At 69.2% G+C, this 13,633-nt stretch carries 14 protein-coding genes; 5 read left to right on the top strand and 9 right to left on the bottom strand.

Annotation, left to right across the window (positions count from 1 at the left end):
* The first annotated feature begins 200 nt into the window (after positions 1-200).
* The gene (locus tag ACIO3S_RS12025) at positions 201-1,136 is read left to right on the top strand and encodes a helix-turn-helix domain-containing protein (RefSeq protein WP_400463441.1); all 936 of its coding nucleotides are present in this window, start codon (positions 201-203) and stop codon (positions 1,134-1,136) included.
* Here ACIO3S_RS12025 and ACIO3S_RS12020 read toward each other — a convergent pair.
* A complete protein-coding gene (locus tag ACIO3S_RS12020; protein ID WP_400463438.1) occupies positions 1,133-1,555 on the bottom strand; it encodes a hypothetical protein in 423 nt (140 codons plus the stop codon). The genes ACIO3S_RS12025 and ACIO3S_RS12020 overlap by 4 nt on opposite strands.
* Entirely contained in the window at positions 1,542-1,913 is a 372-nt protein-coding gene (locus ACIO3S_RS12015; protein WP_400463436.1) for a hypothetical protein, read from the bottom strand. The genes ACIO3S_RS12020 and ACIO3S_RS12015 overlap by 14 nt, the downstream gene beginning before the upstream one ends.
* Before the next feature lie 251 nt (positions 1,914-2,164).
* Between ACIO3S_RS12015 and acnA the strand changes: the two genes are divergently transcribed.
* Positions 2,165-4,855, top strand: coding sequence for an aconitate hydratase AcnA (acnA, locus tag ACIO3S_RS12010; protein ID WP_400463433.1), 2,691 nt, complete (start codon positions 2,165-2,167; stop codon positions 4,853-4,855).
* Between the two features lie 153 nt (positions 4,856-5,008).
* Here the strand turns inward: acnA and ACIO3S_RS12005 are convergent, their stop codons facing one another.
* Both ACIO3S_RS12005 and ACIO3S_RS12000 read right to left on the bottom strand, forming a co-directional pair.
* The gene (locus ACIO3S_RS12005) at positions 5,009-5,695 is read right to left on the bottom strand and encodes a hypothetical protein (protein ID WP_400463430.1); all 687 of its coding nucleotides are present in this window, start codon (positions 5,693-5,695) and stop codon (positions 5,009-5,011) included.
* A complete protein-coding gene (locus tag ACIO3S_RS12000) occupies positions 5,692-5,919 on the bottom strand; it encodes a hypothetical protein (RefSeq protein ID WP_400463427.1) in 228 nt (75 codons plus the stop codon). Before ACIO3S_RS12000 ends, ACIO3S_RS12005 begins: the two co-directional genes overlap by 4 nt.
* An 86-nt stretch (positions 5,920-6,005) precedes the next feature.
* On the opposite strand from ACIO3S_RS12000, the gene ACIO3S_RS11995 reads away from it, so the two are divergent.
* Entirely contained in the window at positions 6,006-6,311 is a 306-nt protein-coding gene (locus tag ACIO3S_RS11995) for an MTH1187 family thiamine-binding protein (protein WP_400463424.1), read from the top strand.
* Positions 6,312-6,317: 6 nt separating this feature from the next.
* On the opposite strand, the gene ACIO3S_RS11990 is transcribed toward ACIO3S_RS11995, so the two are convergent.
* Positions 6,318-6,809 (bottom strand): (2Fe-2S)-binding protein, encoded by a 492-nt coding sequence (locus tag ACIO3S_RS11990; RefSeq protein ID WP_350720292.1) that lies wholly within the window; start codon positions 6,807-6,809, stop codon positions 6,318-6,320.
* Positions 6,810-6,817: 8 nt separating this feature from the next.
* Complete coding sequence (locus ACIO3S_RS11985) at positions 6,818-9,139, bottom strand: molybdopterin cofactor-binding domain-containing protein (RefSeq protein ID WP_400463420.1); 2,322 nt, start codon at positions 9,137-9,139, stop codon at positions 6,818-6,820.
* A 230-nt stretch (positions 9,140-9,369) separates the two neighbouring features.
* Here ACIO3S_RS11985 and ACIO3S_RS11980 point away from each other — a divergent pair, with 230 nt between their 5' ends.
* Complete coding sequence (locus tag ACIO3S_RS11980) at positions 9,370-10,599, top strand: PucR family transcriptional regulator (protein ID WP_400463417.1); 1,230 nt, start codon at positions 9,370-9,372, stop codon at positions 10,597-10,599.
* On the opposite strand, the gene ACIO3S_RS11975 is transcribed toward ACIO3S_RS11980, so the two are convergent.
* Genes ACIO3S_RS11975 through ACIO3S_RS11965 form a run of 3 tightly spaced genes read right to left on the bottom strand, consistent with a single transcriptional unit; the run spans position 10,596 to position 12,297 of the window.
* Positions 10,596-10,805, bottom strand: a complete 210-nt coding sequence (locus tag ACIO3S_RS11975) for a hypothetical protein (protein WP_355230830.1) — start codon at positions 10,803-10,805, stop codon at positions 10,596-10,598. The genes ACIO3S_RS11980 and ACIO3S_RS11975 overlap by 4 nt on opposite strands.
* A 47-nt stretch (positions 10,806-10,852) precedes the next feature.
* On the bottom strand, positions 10,853-11,542 hold the full coding sequence (locus ACIO3S_RS11970; protein WP_400463412.1) for a phosphonatase-like hydrolase: 690 nt from the start codon (positions 11,540-11,542) through the stop codon (positions 10,853-10,855).
* Positions 11,539-12,297: a GntR family transcriptional regulator gene (locus ACIO3S_RS11965; RefSeq protein ID WP_400463409.1), complete on the bottom strand. Its 759-nt coding sequence runs from the start codon at positions 12,295-12,297 to the stop codon at positions 11,539-11,541. Before ACIO3S_RS11965 ends, ACIO3S_RS11970 begins: the two co-directional genes overlap by 4 nt.
* A gap of 168 nt (positions 12,298-12,465) precedes the next feature.
* Between ACIO3S_RS11965 and ACIO3S_RS11960 the strand changes: the two genes are divergently transcribed.
* Complete coding sequence (locus ACIO3S_RS11960) at positions 12,466-13,623, top strand: TIGR03364 family FAD-dependent oxidoreductase (protein WP_400463406.1); 1,158 nt, start codon at positions 12,466-12,468, stop codon at positions 13,621-13,623.
* The last annotated feature ends 10 nt before the right edge of the window (positions 13,624-13,633 follow it).

Genomic DNA, 13,633 nt, shown 5'->3' with positions numbered 1-13,633 from the left:
TCGGATGCGTTGCGTCGACACCACCCGATCGGTGCCTGTCCTCGATCGTGGCGCCGGCGGCCGCCCTACGCGCCCGTCGCGGCCACGGAGGGCGCGTAGGGGCATGCGCTGTGCACCCAGGGACGCGGATTCCGGGATATCGTCGTCACGTCGGGCACCTCGGGCTCCCGTCAGCCCGTCCCCACCTCCGGAAGGCTGTCATGCTCGTCTTCGACAGTGCCTCAGTGCCGGTGCGCGAGCGACGCTCGGCGATCACCGAGACCATCACCAGTGCGGCGTCCGCGACGTTCATGACCCCCGACCGCGCCGGCGAGCGCCTCCACATGGCCATGGACGTGTGGGACGTCGGCGGGGTGACCGTCTTCGACACGCGCTGCTCGGCCCACACCCTGCGTCGTTCACGGCGTAGCCCCGCCCCCGAGGAGGACGCGGTGCTCGTGACGTGCGGTCTGGAGGGTCGCGGCATGCATCAGCATCTCGGTCACGACATCTCGGTCGCGCCCTCTGGTATCTGGGCCACGCTCGTCACCGAGCCCTATCTCCACCATGTGACCGACACCCGCACGTTGACGGTCAAGGTCCCGCTGCGTCTGCTCGGCATGCCCGAGGGCATGGTCGCGCCCGCCCTCAGGCTCATCGGCACCAGTCCGCTGGCGCCGCTGTTCTGGCACCATCTCGCCGGAGTACGCCGCGTGGCGGACGATCTCAACGCCGCCGCCGCGACCTCCTTGGGGACATCGACGGTCGCTCTCACGCGGGCCCTGCTGGCCAGTGCGGTCGGCGACGAGCTGGGTCGTGAGGAGCACGAGGACGCGTTGTTGATGAGCGTGAAGGCGTACGTCTCCCAGCATCTGGGGGAGGCCGACCTCGATGCCTCGCGCATCGCGGCGGACCACCACGTCTCCGTCCGGCAGCTCTACAAGGTGTGCGCGCGTTCCGGTATGCACCTCGAGCAGTGGATCATCCGTCAACGGCTCGGCCGGGCGCACGAAGAGCTTGCCCGCGCCTCCATCACGGGTGTCTCGGTCGCCGGCGTCGCGCATCGCTGGGGTTTCAAGAGCCTCTCCCATTTCGGGCGACGATTTCGGGCCACGTACGGGATGTCGCCCAGCGAATGGCTCGAGATGAGCCGTTAGACGTCGCGGACGATCTGCAACGCCATCGTGGGGTCGTCGGAGAGATCGGTGATCAGCTGCCGGCGGTCCAGGACGGCCTCGTCCAGGTGCGGGCCGAGCGTGCCGAGCAGCTCGCCGGTGGTCGTGGCCGGCATCGCGTTGAGCACGCGCGGCGTACGGCGCCCGGAGTAGGGCACCACCCGAGCCAGCGCACCGGCCACCGACCGGGTCGCCTCCGCGAACGGTGCGGTGATCGGGTCGGTGATGGGACTGAGCCAGTCGGCGGCACGCTCGGCCTCGGCGAGCGAGGTGCGCGCCTTCAGGTCCGCGAGGCGTACGTCCTCCAGGGCCTGCTCCAGACGCCGCTGCTCCAGGAAGGCGCGAGCGACGACGACGCCGGCGCCGAGCACGCCGAGCAGCGCGAGGCTAGCGACCAGCATGGACCTTGACCTCCGCCACGACGCCCTCGTCGGCGAGCCGCTCGCGCAGCGACTCGGCGGCCTGGTCGTAGACCATCTTCGAGAGCAGCGCCGGCCGCACCTTGTGCAGCATCGTCGCCGCCTTGGTCTGGGCGGAGGCCAGCTCGAGCGGGTTGAGGATGCGGATGCTCAGCAGCCGGTCCTCGGGCGGAAGCTCGGCGTAGGCGGTGCGCGGGGCCGAGATGTCGGCCTGCTCCAGTCGCCACCGCAGACCGATGGTCTCGGCACGCAGCGCCTTGTTGGCGCGCCGCAGGCGCCACGCGACAGCGGCGGCGGCCACGGCGATCACCAGCGCCACGACGGCGATCAGGGTGCTCAAGGCTCTCCTCAGTTCATCGGGGTCGGGCCAATCATGGAGCATCCGAGGATCGCTGTCAGCGGCGGTGGTCACAACACGGCGCGCGGGGGTGATTCGAAATGTCGTTCGACATCATGTATCTTGATATCAAGAGATCGACGGCATGTCCGTCGTAAAAGGTTAGGTGAGCCTTTGTTTTCCCGGCCCGGGTGGCCGGGGCAGGATGGGCCTCAAAGACTTGAATTCGTACGTCTGTAGACGCGAGCAAGGAGATGAACGCGTTGGCCAGCAAGGACAGCTTCGGTGCCAAGAGCACCCTGGACGTGGACGGTAAGTCCTACGAGATCTTCCGCCTGGATGCGGTCAAGGGTGAGGGCCTCGACGTCGCGTCGCTGCCCTTCTCGCTGAAGGTGCTGCTGGAGAACCTCCTGCGCACCGAGGACGGCGCGAACATCACCGCCGAGGACATCAAGGCGCTGGCGGGCTGGGACGAGACCGCCGAGCCCGACAAGGAGATCCAGTACACGCCGGCGCGCGTGATCATGCAGGACTTCACCGGCGTGCCCTGCATCGTCGACCTGGCGACCCTGCGCGAGGCCGCGGCCGAGCTCGGTGGCGACCCGACCAAGATCAACCCGCTCTCGCCCGCCGAGATGGTGATCGACCACTCCGTGATCGCCGAGGTCTTCGGCACCCCGGAGGCTTTCGAGCGCAACGTCGAGATCGAGTACGAGCGCAACCGCGAGCGCTACCAGTTCCTGCGCTGGGGCCAGACCGCGTTCGAGGACTTCAAGGTCGTCCCGCCGGGCACCGGCATCGTCCACCAGGTCAACATCGAGCACCTGGCCCGCACCGTCTTCACCCGTGAGGTCGACGGCGAGCTCCAGGCCTACCCCGACACCTGCGTCGGCACCGACTCCCACACCACCATGGTCAACGGCCTGGGCGTCCTCGGCTTCGGCGTCGGCGGCATCGAGGCCGAGGCCGCGCTGCTCGGCCAGCCGGTCTCCATGCTGATCCCGCGCGTGGTCGGCTTCAAGCTCAACGGCGACCTGCCCGAGGGGTCGACCGCGACCGACCTGGTGCTCACCATCACCGAGATGCTGCGCAAGCACGGTGTGGTCGGCAAGTTCGTCGAGTTCTACGGCGACGGCGTCACCGCGCTGCCGCTGGCCAACCGCGCCACCATCGGCAACATGAGCCCGGAGTTCGGCTCCACCATCGCGATCTTCCCGGTCGACGAGGAGACCATCAACTACCTCAAGCTCACCGGCCGCTCCGAGGAGCAGCTGGCGCTGGTGGAGAAGTACGCCAAGGAGCAGGGCCTCTGGCACGACCCGGCCGCCGAGCCGCGCTTCTCGGAGAAGCTCGAGCTCGACCTCTCCACGGTCGTCCCCTCGATCGCCGGCCCGAAGCGCCCGCAGGACCGCGTCTCGCTCACCGACGCCAAGACCTCCTTCGAGGGTCACCTGCCGACGTACACCTCCAAGGCGACCGACGCGAAGATCCCGGTCACCCTGGCCGACGGTCAGCAGTTCGAGCTGGAGAACGGCGCGGTCACGATCGCCTCGATCACCTCCTGCACCAACACCTCCAACCCGTCGGTCATGATCGGCGCGGCGCTGCTGGCCAAGAAGGCCGTCGAGAAGGGCCTGACCCGCAAGCCGTGGGTCAAGACCACCCTCGCGCCGGGCTCGAAGGTCGTCACCGACTACTACGACAAGTCGGGCCTCACGCCCTACCTGGAGAAGGTCGGCTTCAACCTCGTCGGCTACGGCTGCGTGACCTGCATCGGCAACTCGGGCCCGATCATCCCCGAGGTCTCCGCCGCGGTGAACGAGCACGACCTCGCTGTCGTCTCGGTCCTCTCCGGCAACCGCAACTTCGAGGGTCGCATCAACCCCGACGTGAAGATGAACTACCTCGCGTCGCCGCCGCTGGTCATCGCCTACGCCCTGGCCGGCAACATGAACCTGAACCTGTTCGAGGACCCGCTGGGCCAGGACCAGGACGGCAACGACGTCTTCCTGAAGGACATCTGGCCGACCCCGGCCGAGGTCGAGGAGACCATCGCCACCGCGATCTCCTCGGACATGTTCACCAAGGACTACGCCGACGTCTTCGCGGGCGACGAGCGCTGGAAGAACCTGCCGACCCCGACCGGTGACACCTTCACCTGGGACGACGAGTCGACCTACGTCCGCAAGGCCCCCTACTTCGAGGGCATGGCCAAGACCCCGGCGCCGGTCACCGACATCGAGGGCGCGCGCGTGCTGCTGAAGCTGGGCGACTCGGTCACCACCGACCACATCAGCCCCGCGGGCAACATCAAGAAGGACTCGCCCGCCGGCAAGTACCTCATCGAGCACGGTGTCGAGCAGCGGGACTTCAACTCCTACGGATCGCGCCGAGGCAACCACGAGATCATGATCCGCGGCACCTTCGCCAACATCCGGATCAAGAACCAGGTCGCCCCGGGCACCGAGGGTGGTTACACCCGCGACTTCACCCAGCCCGACGCTCCGGTCAGCTTCATCTACGACGCGGCGCAGAACTACGCCGCGGCCGGCACCCCGCTGGTCGTCCTCGGTGGCAAGGAGTACGGCTCCGGCTCGTCTCGCGACTGGGCCGCCAAGGGCACCTCGCTGCTGGGCGTCAAGGCGGTCATCACCGAGTCGTTCGAGCGCATCCACCGCTCCAACCTCATCGGCATGGGCGTCATCCCGCTGCAGTTCCCCAAGGGCGAGAACGCCGACAGCCTCGGCCTGACCGGTGAGGAGACCTTCTCGATCTCCGGCATCACCGCGCTCAACGAGGGCGTCACCCCGAAGACGGTCAAGGTCACCACCGACACGGGCGTCGAGTTCGACGCGGTCGTCCGCATCGACACCCCCGGTGAGGCCAACTACTACCGCAACGGCGGCATCCTGCAGTACGTCCTGCGCAGCCTGGTCAACGCCTGAGCCTGACCTGACGAACGGCCCGTCACCCCGAGTGGGTGGCGGGCCGTTCCCCCTCCTGCCGAGCCGTCAGCCAGGTCGGCCGAGACGTCACGTACGTCGGTCGAGGTGGCAGCGGTGTGCCGACTCGACCGACGCGGGTGACGTCTCGGCCTCTCAGGTGAGTGAGGCGATCCTGGCTCGGCTGTCCTCGTGGAGCGCGGCGAGAAGGGCATCGGCGGCCTCGCCGTGCTCGGTAGTGGCGGCAGCGATCTCCGCGACGGTCTCGTCGGAGAGCCCGGCGAGGATCGGGTCGACCACGGAGGGCTCGTCGATGAAGAGTGCGAGCTGGAGGATCTCGGCGCCGGAGGCGCCGTCGACGACCTCGAGCGACGTCTCGGGGCGTACGACGCCGGTGAACCTGGCCAGGGTGAGCAGATGTCCCTCGGCGAGCAGGCGGCGGCCGACCTCGACGACGAGAGCGCTGTCGAGCTTGGCGATGATGCCCTCGACCCGGCTCGGGTCGAGGTGTACGGAGAGCTCGGCGAGGAACTCCGGCTTCAGGTGGCCGGCCAGCTTGGCGGCATCGGCCGGGTCCATCACCGCCGCGACCCGGGCGCTGAGCATGGGGCCCATCGCGATCTCGGTGATCTTGGCGGTGACGGCTGCGGGGAGCTTCTTGCTGACCGCGGCCAGCCCCTTCACCCGAGACTCGTGACGGCTGAACATCGCGTGCGAGACGATCCCGCGCAGGTCGCGGAGGTCATCGGGGGAGGTGGTCGCGAACTCGGCGAGCTCGGCCTCGTCCACGTGCATCTCGTGGGCGAGCTTGGTGATCTCCAGGGCGCTGGTCAGGGCGGTCATCGGCTACCTCCGAGCATCCTCTGGACGACCCCGCGCAGCATCTTCGGCACCAGCTTGAGCGCCTCGTCGAGGGAGGCGTCGAACGCCTTGTCCTCCGCGGTCATCGCGCCCTGGACCAGATCGTTGAACCGGCCCAGCTGCTGGTCGTCGTACGCCTCCAGCGGCGCGAGCCGCGTGGCCGGCACGCCCAGCGTGGCAGCGAGCCGGTCGAGTCCCTCACTCATCGCCTTCCTTCCCGCCGGCGGTGCGCCTTCGGCCCCGGCGGCGCCACTATATGCAGTCCGCCGAAACGTTTGGATAGTGTTTCGACATGCTCGTCGCCTTCTCGATCGCCCCCACGACCACCGACGACCCCGACGGCTCGGTGGCCGCGTCTGTCGCGGAGGCGATCCGCATCGTCCGCGAGTCCGGACTGCCCAACGAGACCAACGCCATGTTCACCAACCTGGAAGGTGAGTGGGACGAGGTCATGGGTGTCATCAAGCAGTGCGTCGACGCGGTCGCCGCCGTCTCCCCGCGGGTCGGGCTGGTGCTCAAGGCCGACATGCGGCCCGGTTACACCGGCCAGCTCACCGCGAAGGTCGAGCGGATCGAGCAGGAGCTCTCCGAAGACTGACCGAGGCTAGAGACCCCGGGCCATCGCGTCCTGTCCGGTCTTGATGGCCTCCCGGATCCGGGAGTACGTCCCGCAGCGGCAGACGTTGCGGATCGTGTCGAGGTCGGCCTCGGTGATGGCGCGGCCCTCCTTGCGGACCTTGTTGACGAGGGCGACCGCGGTCATGATCTGACCGGGCTGGCAGTAGCCGCACTGGGCGACGTCGTGCTCGAGCCAGGCCTCCTGCATCGGGTGCAGGCCGTCGCCCGGCGCGGTGTCGGCGAGGCCCTCGATGGTGGTGATCTCGTCGTCGGCGCCGATGTCGGCGACGCGCACCGAGCACGGGTTGAACGCCTTGCCGTTGATGTGCGACGTACAGGCCTTGCAGACGTTGATGCCGCAGCCGTACTTCGGGCCGGTGACGCCGAGGACATCGCGCAGCACCCACAGGATGCGTACGTCGTCCTCGACGTCGACGGTGACGGTCTCGCCGTTGAGCTGGAAGGTGTGAGAAGGCATCGAAGACCTCAGAACGTGTAGGCGAGGCCGTCGGTCGGCGACTCGGGAACGGACGGGATGAAGGACTTGGGCTCGAAGTGGAGCGGCTCGTGGAAGTTGATCGGGAACTCGGTCGGCATCTTCCCGGTGGCCCGGGTGTAGGCGCAGGCGACGGCGGCCATCGAGGCGGCCACACCGGCCTCGCCGACACCGCCCGGCTGGCTGCCGTGCGACTCCATGACCTCGCACTCGAACTCGAACGGCACGTTCCACTGCCGGGTGTAGGCCGAGTTGTCCCAGCTGGCCTCCAGGAACTGACCGTCGACCAGGTGGTTGCTGTAGGTCAGCGCCTGGCACATCCCGTCCGAGAAGCCCCCCATCATCTGGGCCTTGACCCCGGCCGGGTTGATCACCAGGCCGACGTCGGCGACGACGACGGCCTTGGTGACCCGCGGTCCGGTGACCGCGTCGCGCACCTCGCGGTTGACCGTCTCGGGGCGGCAGTCGATCTCGACGAGGACGGCGGTGGCGCCCTTGTACTCCTTATGGATGGCGATGCCCTGCGCCGTGCCGGCGGGCATCGAGCGGCCCCAGTCGCCGAGCTCGGCGGCCCGGTCGAGCACCCGCTTGACGGTGTCGCTCTTGAGGTACCTGCGCCGGAAGGCGACCGGGTCCTGCTTCAGCTTCTTGGCGAGCTGGTCGACCATCAGCTCGCTGGCGGTGGCGACGTCGGGGGAGTAGATGTTGCGCACCGAGCTGGTGTTGAACCGGTCGACCGCGGGCTTCGGCTCGTTGAGCAGCTGGGTGACGACCCCGAAGTTGTAGGGCAGCTCGGTGGCGAGCATGAAGATCGTCTCCGAGAAGCTCAGGTTCGACAGACCGGTCGGCAGCGCCGCCACCTCGGCGGTCAGTCGCTCGCCGAGCCCATGGGTGAAGTCACAGGCCACGCTGGCGTGGCGCTGCTCGAAGGTGAGGATGCTGCCGGCCAGCACCGTCGCCCGGACCTGGGAGACGGCCATCGGGTGCACCCGACCCTGGCGGGGCTCGTCGGCGCGGTGCCACATCAGCTTGACGGGTGCGCCGAACGCCTTCGACGCGTGGGCGGCCTCGAGCGCGGCATCGAAGAACAGCTTGCGCCCGAAGGAGCCGCCGCCCTGGACGACGTTCACCGTCACATCGGTCGGCAGCAGGTCGAGAGCCGCGGCGATCTTCTCCTGGGCCGTGATCGGCGACTTCAAGCCACCCCAGATGGTGGCCTTGCCGTCGCGTACGTCGGCGACGGCGCAGTTGGGCTCGAGAGCCGAGCCGCTGCGGAAATGGAAGGTGAACTCGCCGTCGACCGAGGTCGCCCCGATCTTCGGCACTGCCAGCGGGATCTGCCCGGCCTTGAGCTCTGCCTTGATGTGCTTGGCCGACATCGTGGTCACGGTGCCCGAGTTCCACGTGACGTCCAGCGCACGTACGGCGTCGATGCACTGACCGAAGGTCTTGGCCCGGACCGCGACGCCGGTGGGGATGATCGCGACATGGGTGACGCCGGGCATCTTCTCGATGTCGGCCTTGTTGTTGATCGAGTCCGGCGTGCCGTTGAGCTCGGGGGCGCGGCAGACCATTGTGGGCAGAGCGTCGGGGACGTCGAGGTCCATCGCGAACTTCTTCTTGCCGGTGACGGCGTCGCGCGCATCGACGCGGCGGTGGGGCTTGCCGACAACGGTGTGCTCGGAGGTCTCCTTCAGCTCGACCTCGACCTTCTCGGTCGTCGGCTGTGCCGCCTTGGCCGCCGCCTCGCCGTACGTCACCGAGGAGCCACCCGGGACGCTGATCACGCCGCCCTTGGCGACCAGCTGCGCCACGGTCGTCCCGAGCAGGATCGCGGCCGCCTCGAGCAGCGCCTTGCGTGCGATGGCGGCGGCGACTCGGACCGGGGTGTACATCGAGATGATGGTGTTGGAGCCGCCGGTCAGCTGGTTGAAGAGCAGCTCGGGGCGGGCCGGCGCCAGGGTGACATGCACGTGGTCGACCGGAAGGTCGAGCTCCTCGGCGATCAGCATGGCCACGGCCGTGGTGATGCCCTGACCGACCTCCATCCGCGGGAGTGCGAAGTGGGCGTGCCCCTTCTCGTCGACCTCGATCGCGATCAGGTTCGAGGTCGGCATCGCGCAGTGGGTCAGGAAGTCGTTGAGGTCATAGGCCTCGGGGACCTGTGGCACCGACGGGACCACCGCTGCGGAGGCGGCCGGTGGAGCCAGGCCCAGGTCTGCGGCCACGATCAGCGTGGTGCCGCCGATGACATATCCGACGAACGATCGTCTGGAGACCCGAGCAGGGCCTTCCGAGTTGTGCGTCCCCATGTGTATTCACTCCTGGCGTGGGCAGGGTCCGAGTTTTGTGACCACCGACACATAGCACCATTCACCAGCCAGATCTGGGTTGGGAAGGGCGCGTCGGGAATTGTGTGAGGGCCCGACACCCCGGATGGAGACCGATCACAAACGAGTTGGAGCGTGACCGTCGCCACACTCGTGCGTTGATCTGGTTGACGCCGCAACCGCCAGCGACACACCGAGGGAGCGCGATGAGCATGGAGCCGATCAGACGCATCGTCGCGGGCATCAGGGAGGACCTCCCGCACACCGTGGAGCTGTTCCTGAAGCACAACTGGGACCAGGTGCCGGCCTATGCGGTCAGCCCCGATCCCGAGCTGCGCAAGGAGGTCGGTGACCACGCCGAGGCGGTCTTCCTGGCGGTGCTCACCACGCTGGAGGAGGGACGCGCGGCCGTACGCGAGGACTTCCAGTTCACCGTGGACCAGGCGACCCGCCGGGTTCGCCAGGGGGTGGCGCTCGCCGACTTCCTGCAGGCCTTCCGCATCGGCCAGGTGGCGCTGTGGGAGCGCATCGTCGAGATAGCTGCCGCCGACCCGGAGACCAGCCGCGCGGCGCTCCCGGTGGCCTCGCACGTGATGCAGGTGATCGAGGTCGGCAGCACGGTCGCGGCCGAGGCCTACCTCGCCGCCCACCAGGTCGAGCTCGCCGAGGGCGACCGGATCCGCCGGGATCTGGTCGAGGACCTGCTCGCCGGGCGCGGGGTCCGGCCGGGCCCGATGCTCGAGGTCGCCCGCCGGTGCGGGCTCGAGCCGGAGGACCGGATCATCGTCGTGGTCGCGGTGCCGGTGCGGCCGCTACGCCCGGGACGGAGCCTGCGGGAGGCGCTGAGGCACGTACGCACCGAGCTGGGCCCGGCGCGGGAGGGGGTCACGGTGATCCGTCAGGAGCAGCTCGTCGGGATCCTGCCCGTCGCCACCGACGACGTCAGGACGATCGTGCCCGACCTGAGACGCATCTACCGACAGCTCGCCCGAGAGGGATTCGAGCTGGCCGTGGGCGCGAGTACGGTGCACTCCGGCCTGGGTGCGGTGCCCGCCGCGCATGCGGAGGCGGTGATCGCCCGCGACGTCCTCGGCGCGGATCCGGGCGTGGTGGCCCTGCCGATGATCTCGACGATCGACTACCTGGTGCTGCGCGAGGATCCGACCGCTCGCCGGCTGGTGCGCCCGGCGCTGCGCCAGTTCGTCGAGGAGGACCTCGCGCGCGACTGCGTGATGATCGAGACCATGCTGGCGTACGTCGCCTGCGACCTCAACGCCAAGCTGGCCGCCGAGCGTCTACATGTCCATGTGAACACCGCCTACCACCGGCTCGAGCGGATCGCCGAGCGCACCGGCTGCGACCTGCGCCGGTTCGCCGACGTCGAGGAGCTGATCTTCGCGATCCGGCTCCTCACCGAGCCTCGCGGCGTGGCGAGGGCCTAGGCGGCGGCCGGCTTGCGACCGTAGAACCAGTAGACCGCCGCACCGAGCAGGTTGGTGCTGCCCCACAGCCGCCACAGCGTCCGCGGCCCGCGGATCTCGTCGTCGGAGCGGGTCTGCAGGTCGCGAAGGATCACCGGAGCCACTGCCGCCTGGGCCACGAGCGCGCCGGTGGTCAGGATCGTCTTCTGCTTCTTGGTCAGTGCCATGGAGTCAGTCTTTGCCTTGGCTTGTGTCCAGTCAAGGACGGTAGGTCTCACAGGAGTGTCGGCAGGTCCGCGGTCGAAGGGAGGAGGTGGGTGTGGGGTTCGGTGGCGAGCCGGTCGTGGGTGAAGGAGCCGGTGGCGACGCCGACGACGAAGCCGGCCCCGGCGTTGGTGCCGGCGCCGAGGTCGTTGGGGGTGTCGCCGGCGACCAGCACGCGGCGTACGTCCCAGACGCCGGTGGCCTCCATGCAGTGGAAGACGAGATAGGGAGCGGGGCGGCTGGCGGCAACGAGGTCGGAGGTGATGAGGGCGTCGACGGTCGAGTCGGGGCCGGGGCCGACGGTCCAGCCGAGGCCGTCGAGGATGGCCGCGGCGATCTCGGTGGAGTAGCCGGTCTGCAGGGCGACCTTGACCCCTCGCGAGCGCAGCGTCGCGAACATCTCGGGGACGCCCGGGAACGGCTGCGGCGGGGTCTCCCTGTAGGCGGTGACGAGGCGCTCGCCGAAGCCGTCGAAGATCTTGTCGACCTGGGCGGTGGTCGGGTCTTGGCCGAGTCCGCGCAGCAACCCCTGGATCGCCTCCCACTTCGAGGTGCCCTTCCAGTGCAGCAGCAGGTCGTGGGGGACCGGCTCGCCGGCGGCGTCGGCGACGGTCGCCTCGAGCACGTCGTAGACCAGTCCGCCCTCGTCGACGGTGGTGCCGGCCATGTCGAGGGCGGCAAGCTGGAAGGCGGTGGTCACGAGATCTCCTTGAGGATGCGTACGTCGGTGCGGATCCCCGCCGCGGACGGGCGGGTGTTGTCGATGGTGAACGTGACCCGGTCGGGCCGGTAGCGGTCGTCGGCGTACTCCAGCGGCGTGCCGTCGGTGGCGGTCGCCCGGCGGCGTTCGCGCAGGAGCGGGCTGCCCACCGCGATGTCGAGCAGGTCGGCGTCGGTCTCGTCGGCCGCGACCGCGTCCATGGTGTGGCGCGCGGCGTGCAGGTCGACGCCTGCGGCCGTCAGATATCCGTAGAGCGAGCCGGTGTCGGGGTCGAAGTCGAAGAGCAGCCGCCCGACGCGTTCGACGAAGGTGCTGCGCTCGAGCATCGCGGGATGACCGTCGAGAAGACGGAGCCGGAGCACGTCGACCACCGGGTCACCCTCATCGATGTCGAGCGCCTCGGCAGCAGCGGCGGTGGCGCCGCGCCGGGCGACCTCGATGGTGCGCTGCCCGGCGGTGTGGCCGATCTGCTGCACCCACGCGCTGAACGAGATCAGCTGCTCGAAGGGCTGCCCGAGCGCGGTGTCGCGCACGGTCGGAGGTCGTCCTTGGCCGCCGCTGAGCAGGCCCTCGCGGCGCAGGCTCGCCAGTGCCGTACGGATGGTGCCGCGGGAGGCGCCGAACTGCTCGCACAGCTGCGCCTCGGACGGGATCGGCGCGCCGGTCGGCAGCTCGCCGGCGATGATCCGGGCGCGGATGGCCTCGGCGACCTGGACGTGCAGCGGGCTACTCATGGGCAGCAGGTTACAACTTGATCAGACAAGTGTGATGAAGCGCTTCGTGAACGCCTGGATAACGCTCAGAGGACCAAACGGGGCGCAGGAAAACGACCGGTTAACTTGTATGTACATGTTTGTCGATCCTGTTGACCGGCGCTGCCGCGAGACAGAAGTGTTCGGGCCGTGCCAATTCATACGACCACCCCTGACGGTGCCGCCGACCTTGTCGTCGTCGGTGCCGGGATCGTCGGCCTCGCGCATGCCGTCGAAGGGCTCGCGCGCGGCCTGAAGGTCCACGTCATCGAGCGCGACGAGCGCGCCGTCGGCGCCTCGATCCGCAACTTCGGGCACATCTGCGCCACCGCCCAGTCGGGCCAGGCGCTGGCCTTCGCCCTCGCGGCCCGTGAGCGCTGGCTGACCCTCGCCGCCAAGGCGGGCTTCGGTCTCCGGGAGACGGGTACGGTCGTCGTCGCGCGGACCGAGGCCGAGATGGCCGTGCTCGAGGAGTTCGCCGGCATCCGTGGCACCGAGCAGGCCCGCCTGCTGGACGCCGACGCCACCCGCGAGCTGTTCCCGCCGGCCACCGGAGAGATCCTCGCCGGCGCACATCTGCCGCTCGACCTGAGGGTGGACCCGCGCGAGGCGCTGCCGGTGATCGCCGCATGGCTGGAGTCCGAGGGCGTCCGGTTCAGCTGGGCGACCCATGTCGGTGCCATCGACCCGGTCGCCGATGGGATCGACGTCCGCACCAGCCGCGGAACGATCCGTTCCGCCCGGGTCGTCCACGCCGCCGGCCATGACATCGACCGGCTCTTCCCGCAGGTCGCCGAGGAGGCAGCCGTACGCCGCTGCCGGCTGCAGATGCTCGAGGTCGTGCCTCCGGGCGATGTCGAGATCGGACCGGCGGTGCTGACCGGACTCTCGATGCTGCGCTATGGCGGGCTCGCCGAGACGACGGCGGCCACCAGCGTACGCGACGAGCTCGAGGCCACCGCTCCTGAGCTCCTCGACGTCGTCATGAACCTCATGCTCACCCAGCGTCCCGGGAGCGGCGGCCGACCCGGCTCGATCGTCCTGGGCGACACCCACCACTACGACCGCACCCACCTGCCCTTCGACGACGAGCACGTCGCCGAGCTGGTGCTGCGGGAAGGGGCGCGGCTGCTCGGGGCTCCGCTCACCGTCCGACGTCGCTGGCGAGGGGTCTACGCGGACTCCCCGCGGACCGACTTCCTCGACACCGAGCAGTTCCCGGGCCTCCGGGTCGTCTCGGTGACGTCGGGCATCGGCATGACCACCGCACTGGGCCTCGCACCCACCGTCCTCGACCAGCTGTTCTGACCACAGGAGA

The organism is Nocardioides sp. NPDC087217 (genome assembly GCF_044744805.1).
In the GTDB taxonomy this organism is placed as follows: domain Bacteria; phylum Actinomycetota; class Actinomycetes; order Propionibacteriales; family Nocardioidaceae; genus Nocardioides.
Note: the sequence above shows the minus strand (reverse complement) of the source record. Positions and strands in the feature narration are given on the sequence as shown.

Bases quoted from the DNA above. Each gene is read 5' to 3' on its own strand.
- ACIO3S_RS12025 (WP_400463441.1), top strand. From the start codon at position 201: ATGCTCGTCTTCGACAGTGCCTCAGTGCCGGTGCGCGAGCGACGCTCG.
- ACIO3S_RS12020 (WP_400463438.1), bottom strand. From the start codon at position 1,555: ATGCTGGTCGCTAGCCTCGCGCTGCTCGGCGTGCTCGGCGCCGGCGTC.
- acnA (WP_400463433.1), top strand. From the start codon at position 2,165: ATGAACGCGTTGGCCAGCAAGGACAGCTTCGGTGCCAAGAGCACCCTG.
- ACIO3S_RS12005 (WP_400463430.1), bottom strand. From the start codon at position 5,695: ATGACCGCCCTGACCAGCGCCCTGGAGATCACCAAGCTCGCCCACGAG.
- ACIO3S_RS12000 (WP_400463427.1), bottom strand. From the start codon at position 5,919: ATGAGTGAGGGACTCGACCGGCTCGCTGCCACGCTGGGCGTGCCGGCC.
- ACIO3S_RS11995 (WP_400463424.1), top strand. From the start codon at position 6,006: ATGCTCGTCGCCTTCTCGATCGCCCCCACGACCACCGACGACCCCGAC.
- ACIO3S_RS11990 (WP_350720292.1), bottom strand. From the start codon at position 6,809: ATGCCTTCTCACACCTTCCAGCTCAACGGCGAGACCGTCACCGTCGAC.
- ACIO3S_RS11985 (WP_400463420.1), bottom strand. From the start codon at position 9,139: ATGGGGACGCACAACTCGGAAGGCCCTGCTCGGGTCTCCAGACGATCG.
- ACIO3S_RS11980 (WP_400463417.1), top strand. From the start codon at position 9,370: ATGGAGCCGATCAGACGCATCGTCGCGGGCATCAGGGAGGACCTCCCG.
- ACIO3S_RS11975 (WP_355230830.1), bottom strand. From the start codon at position 10,805: ATGGCACTGACCAAGAAGCAGAAGACGATCCTGACCACCGGCGCGCTC.
- ACIO3S_RS11965 (WP_400463409.1), bottom strand. From the start codon at position 12,297: ATGAGTAGCCCGCTGCACGTCCAGGTCGCCGAGGCCATCCGCGCCCGG.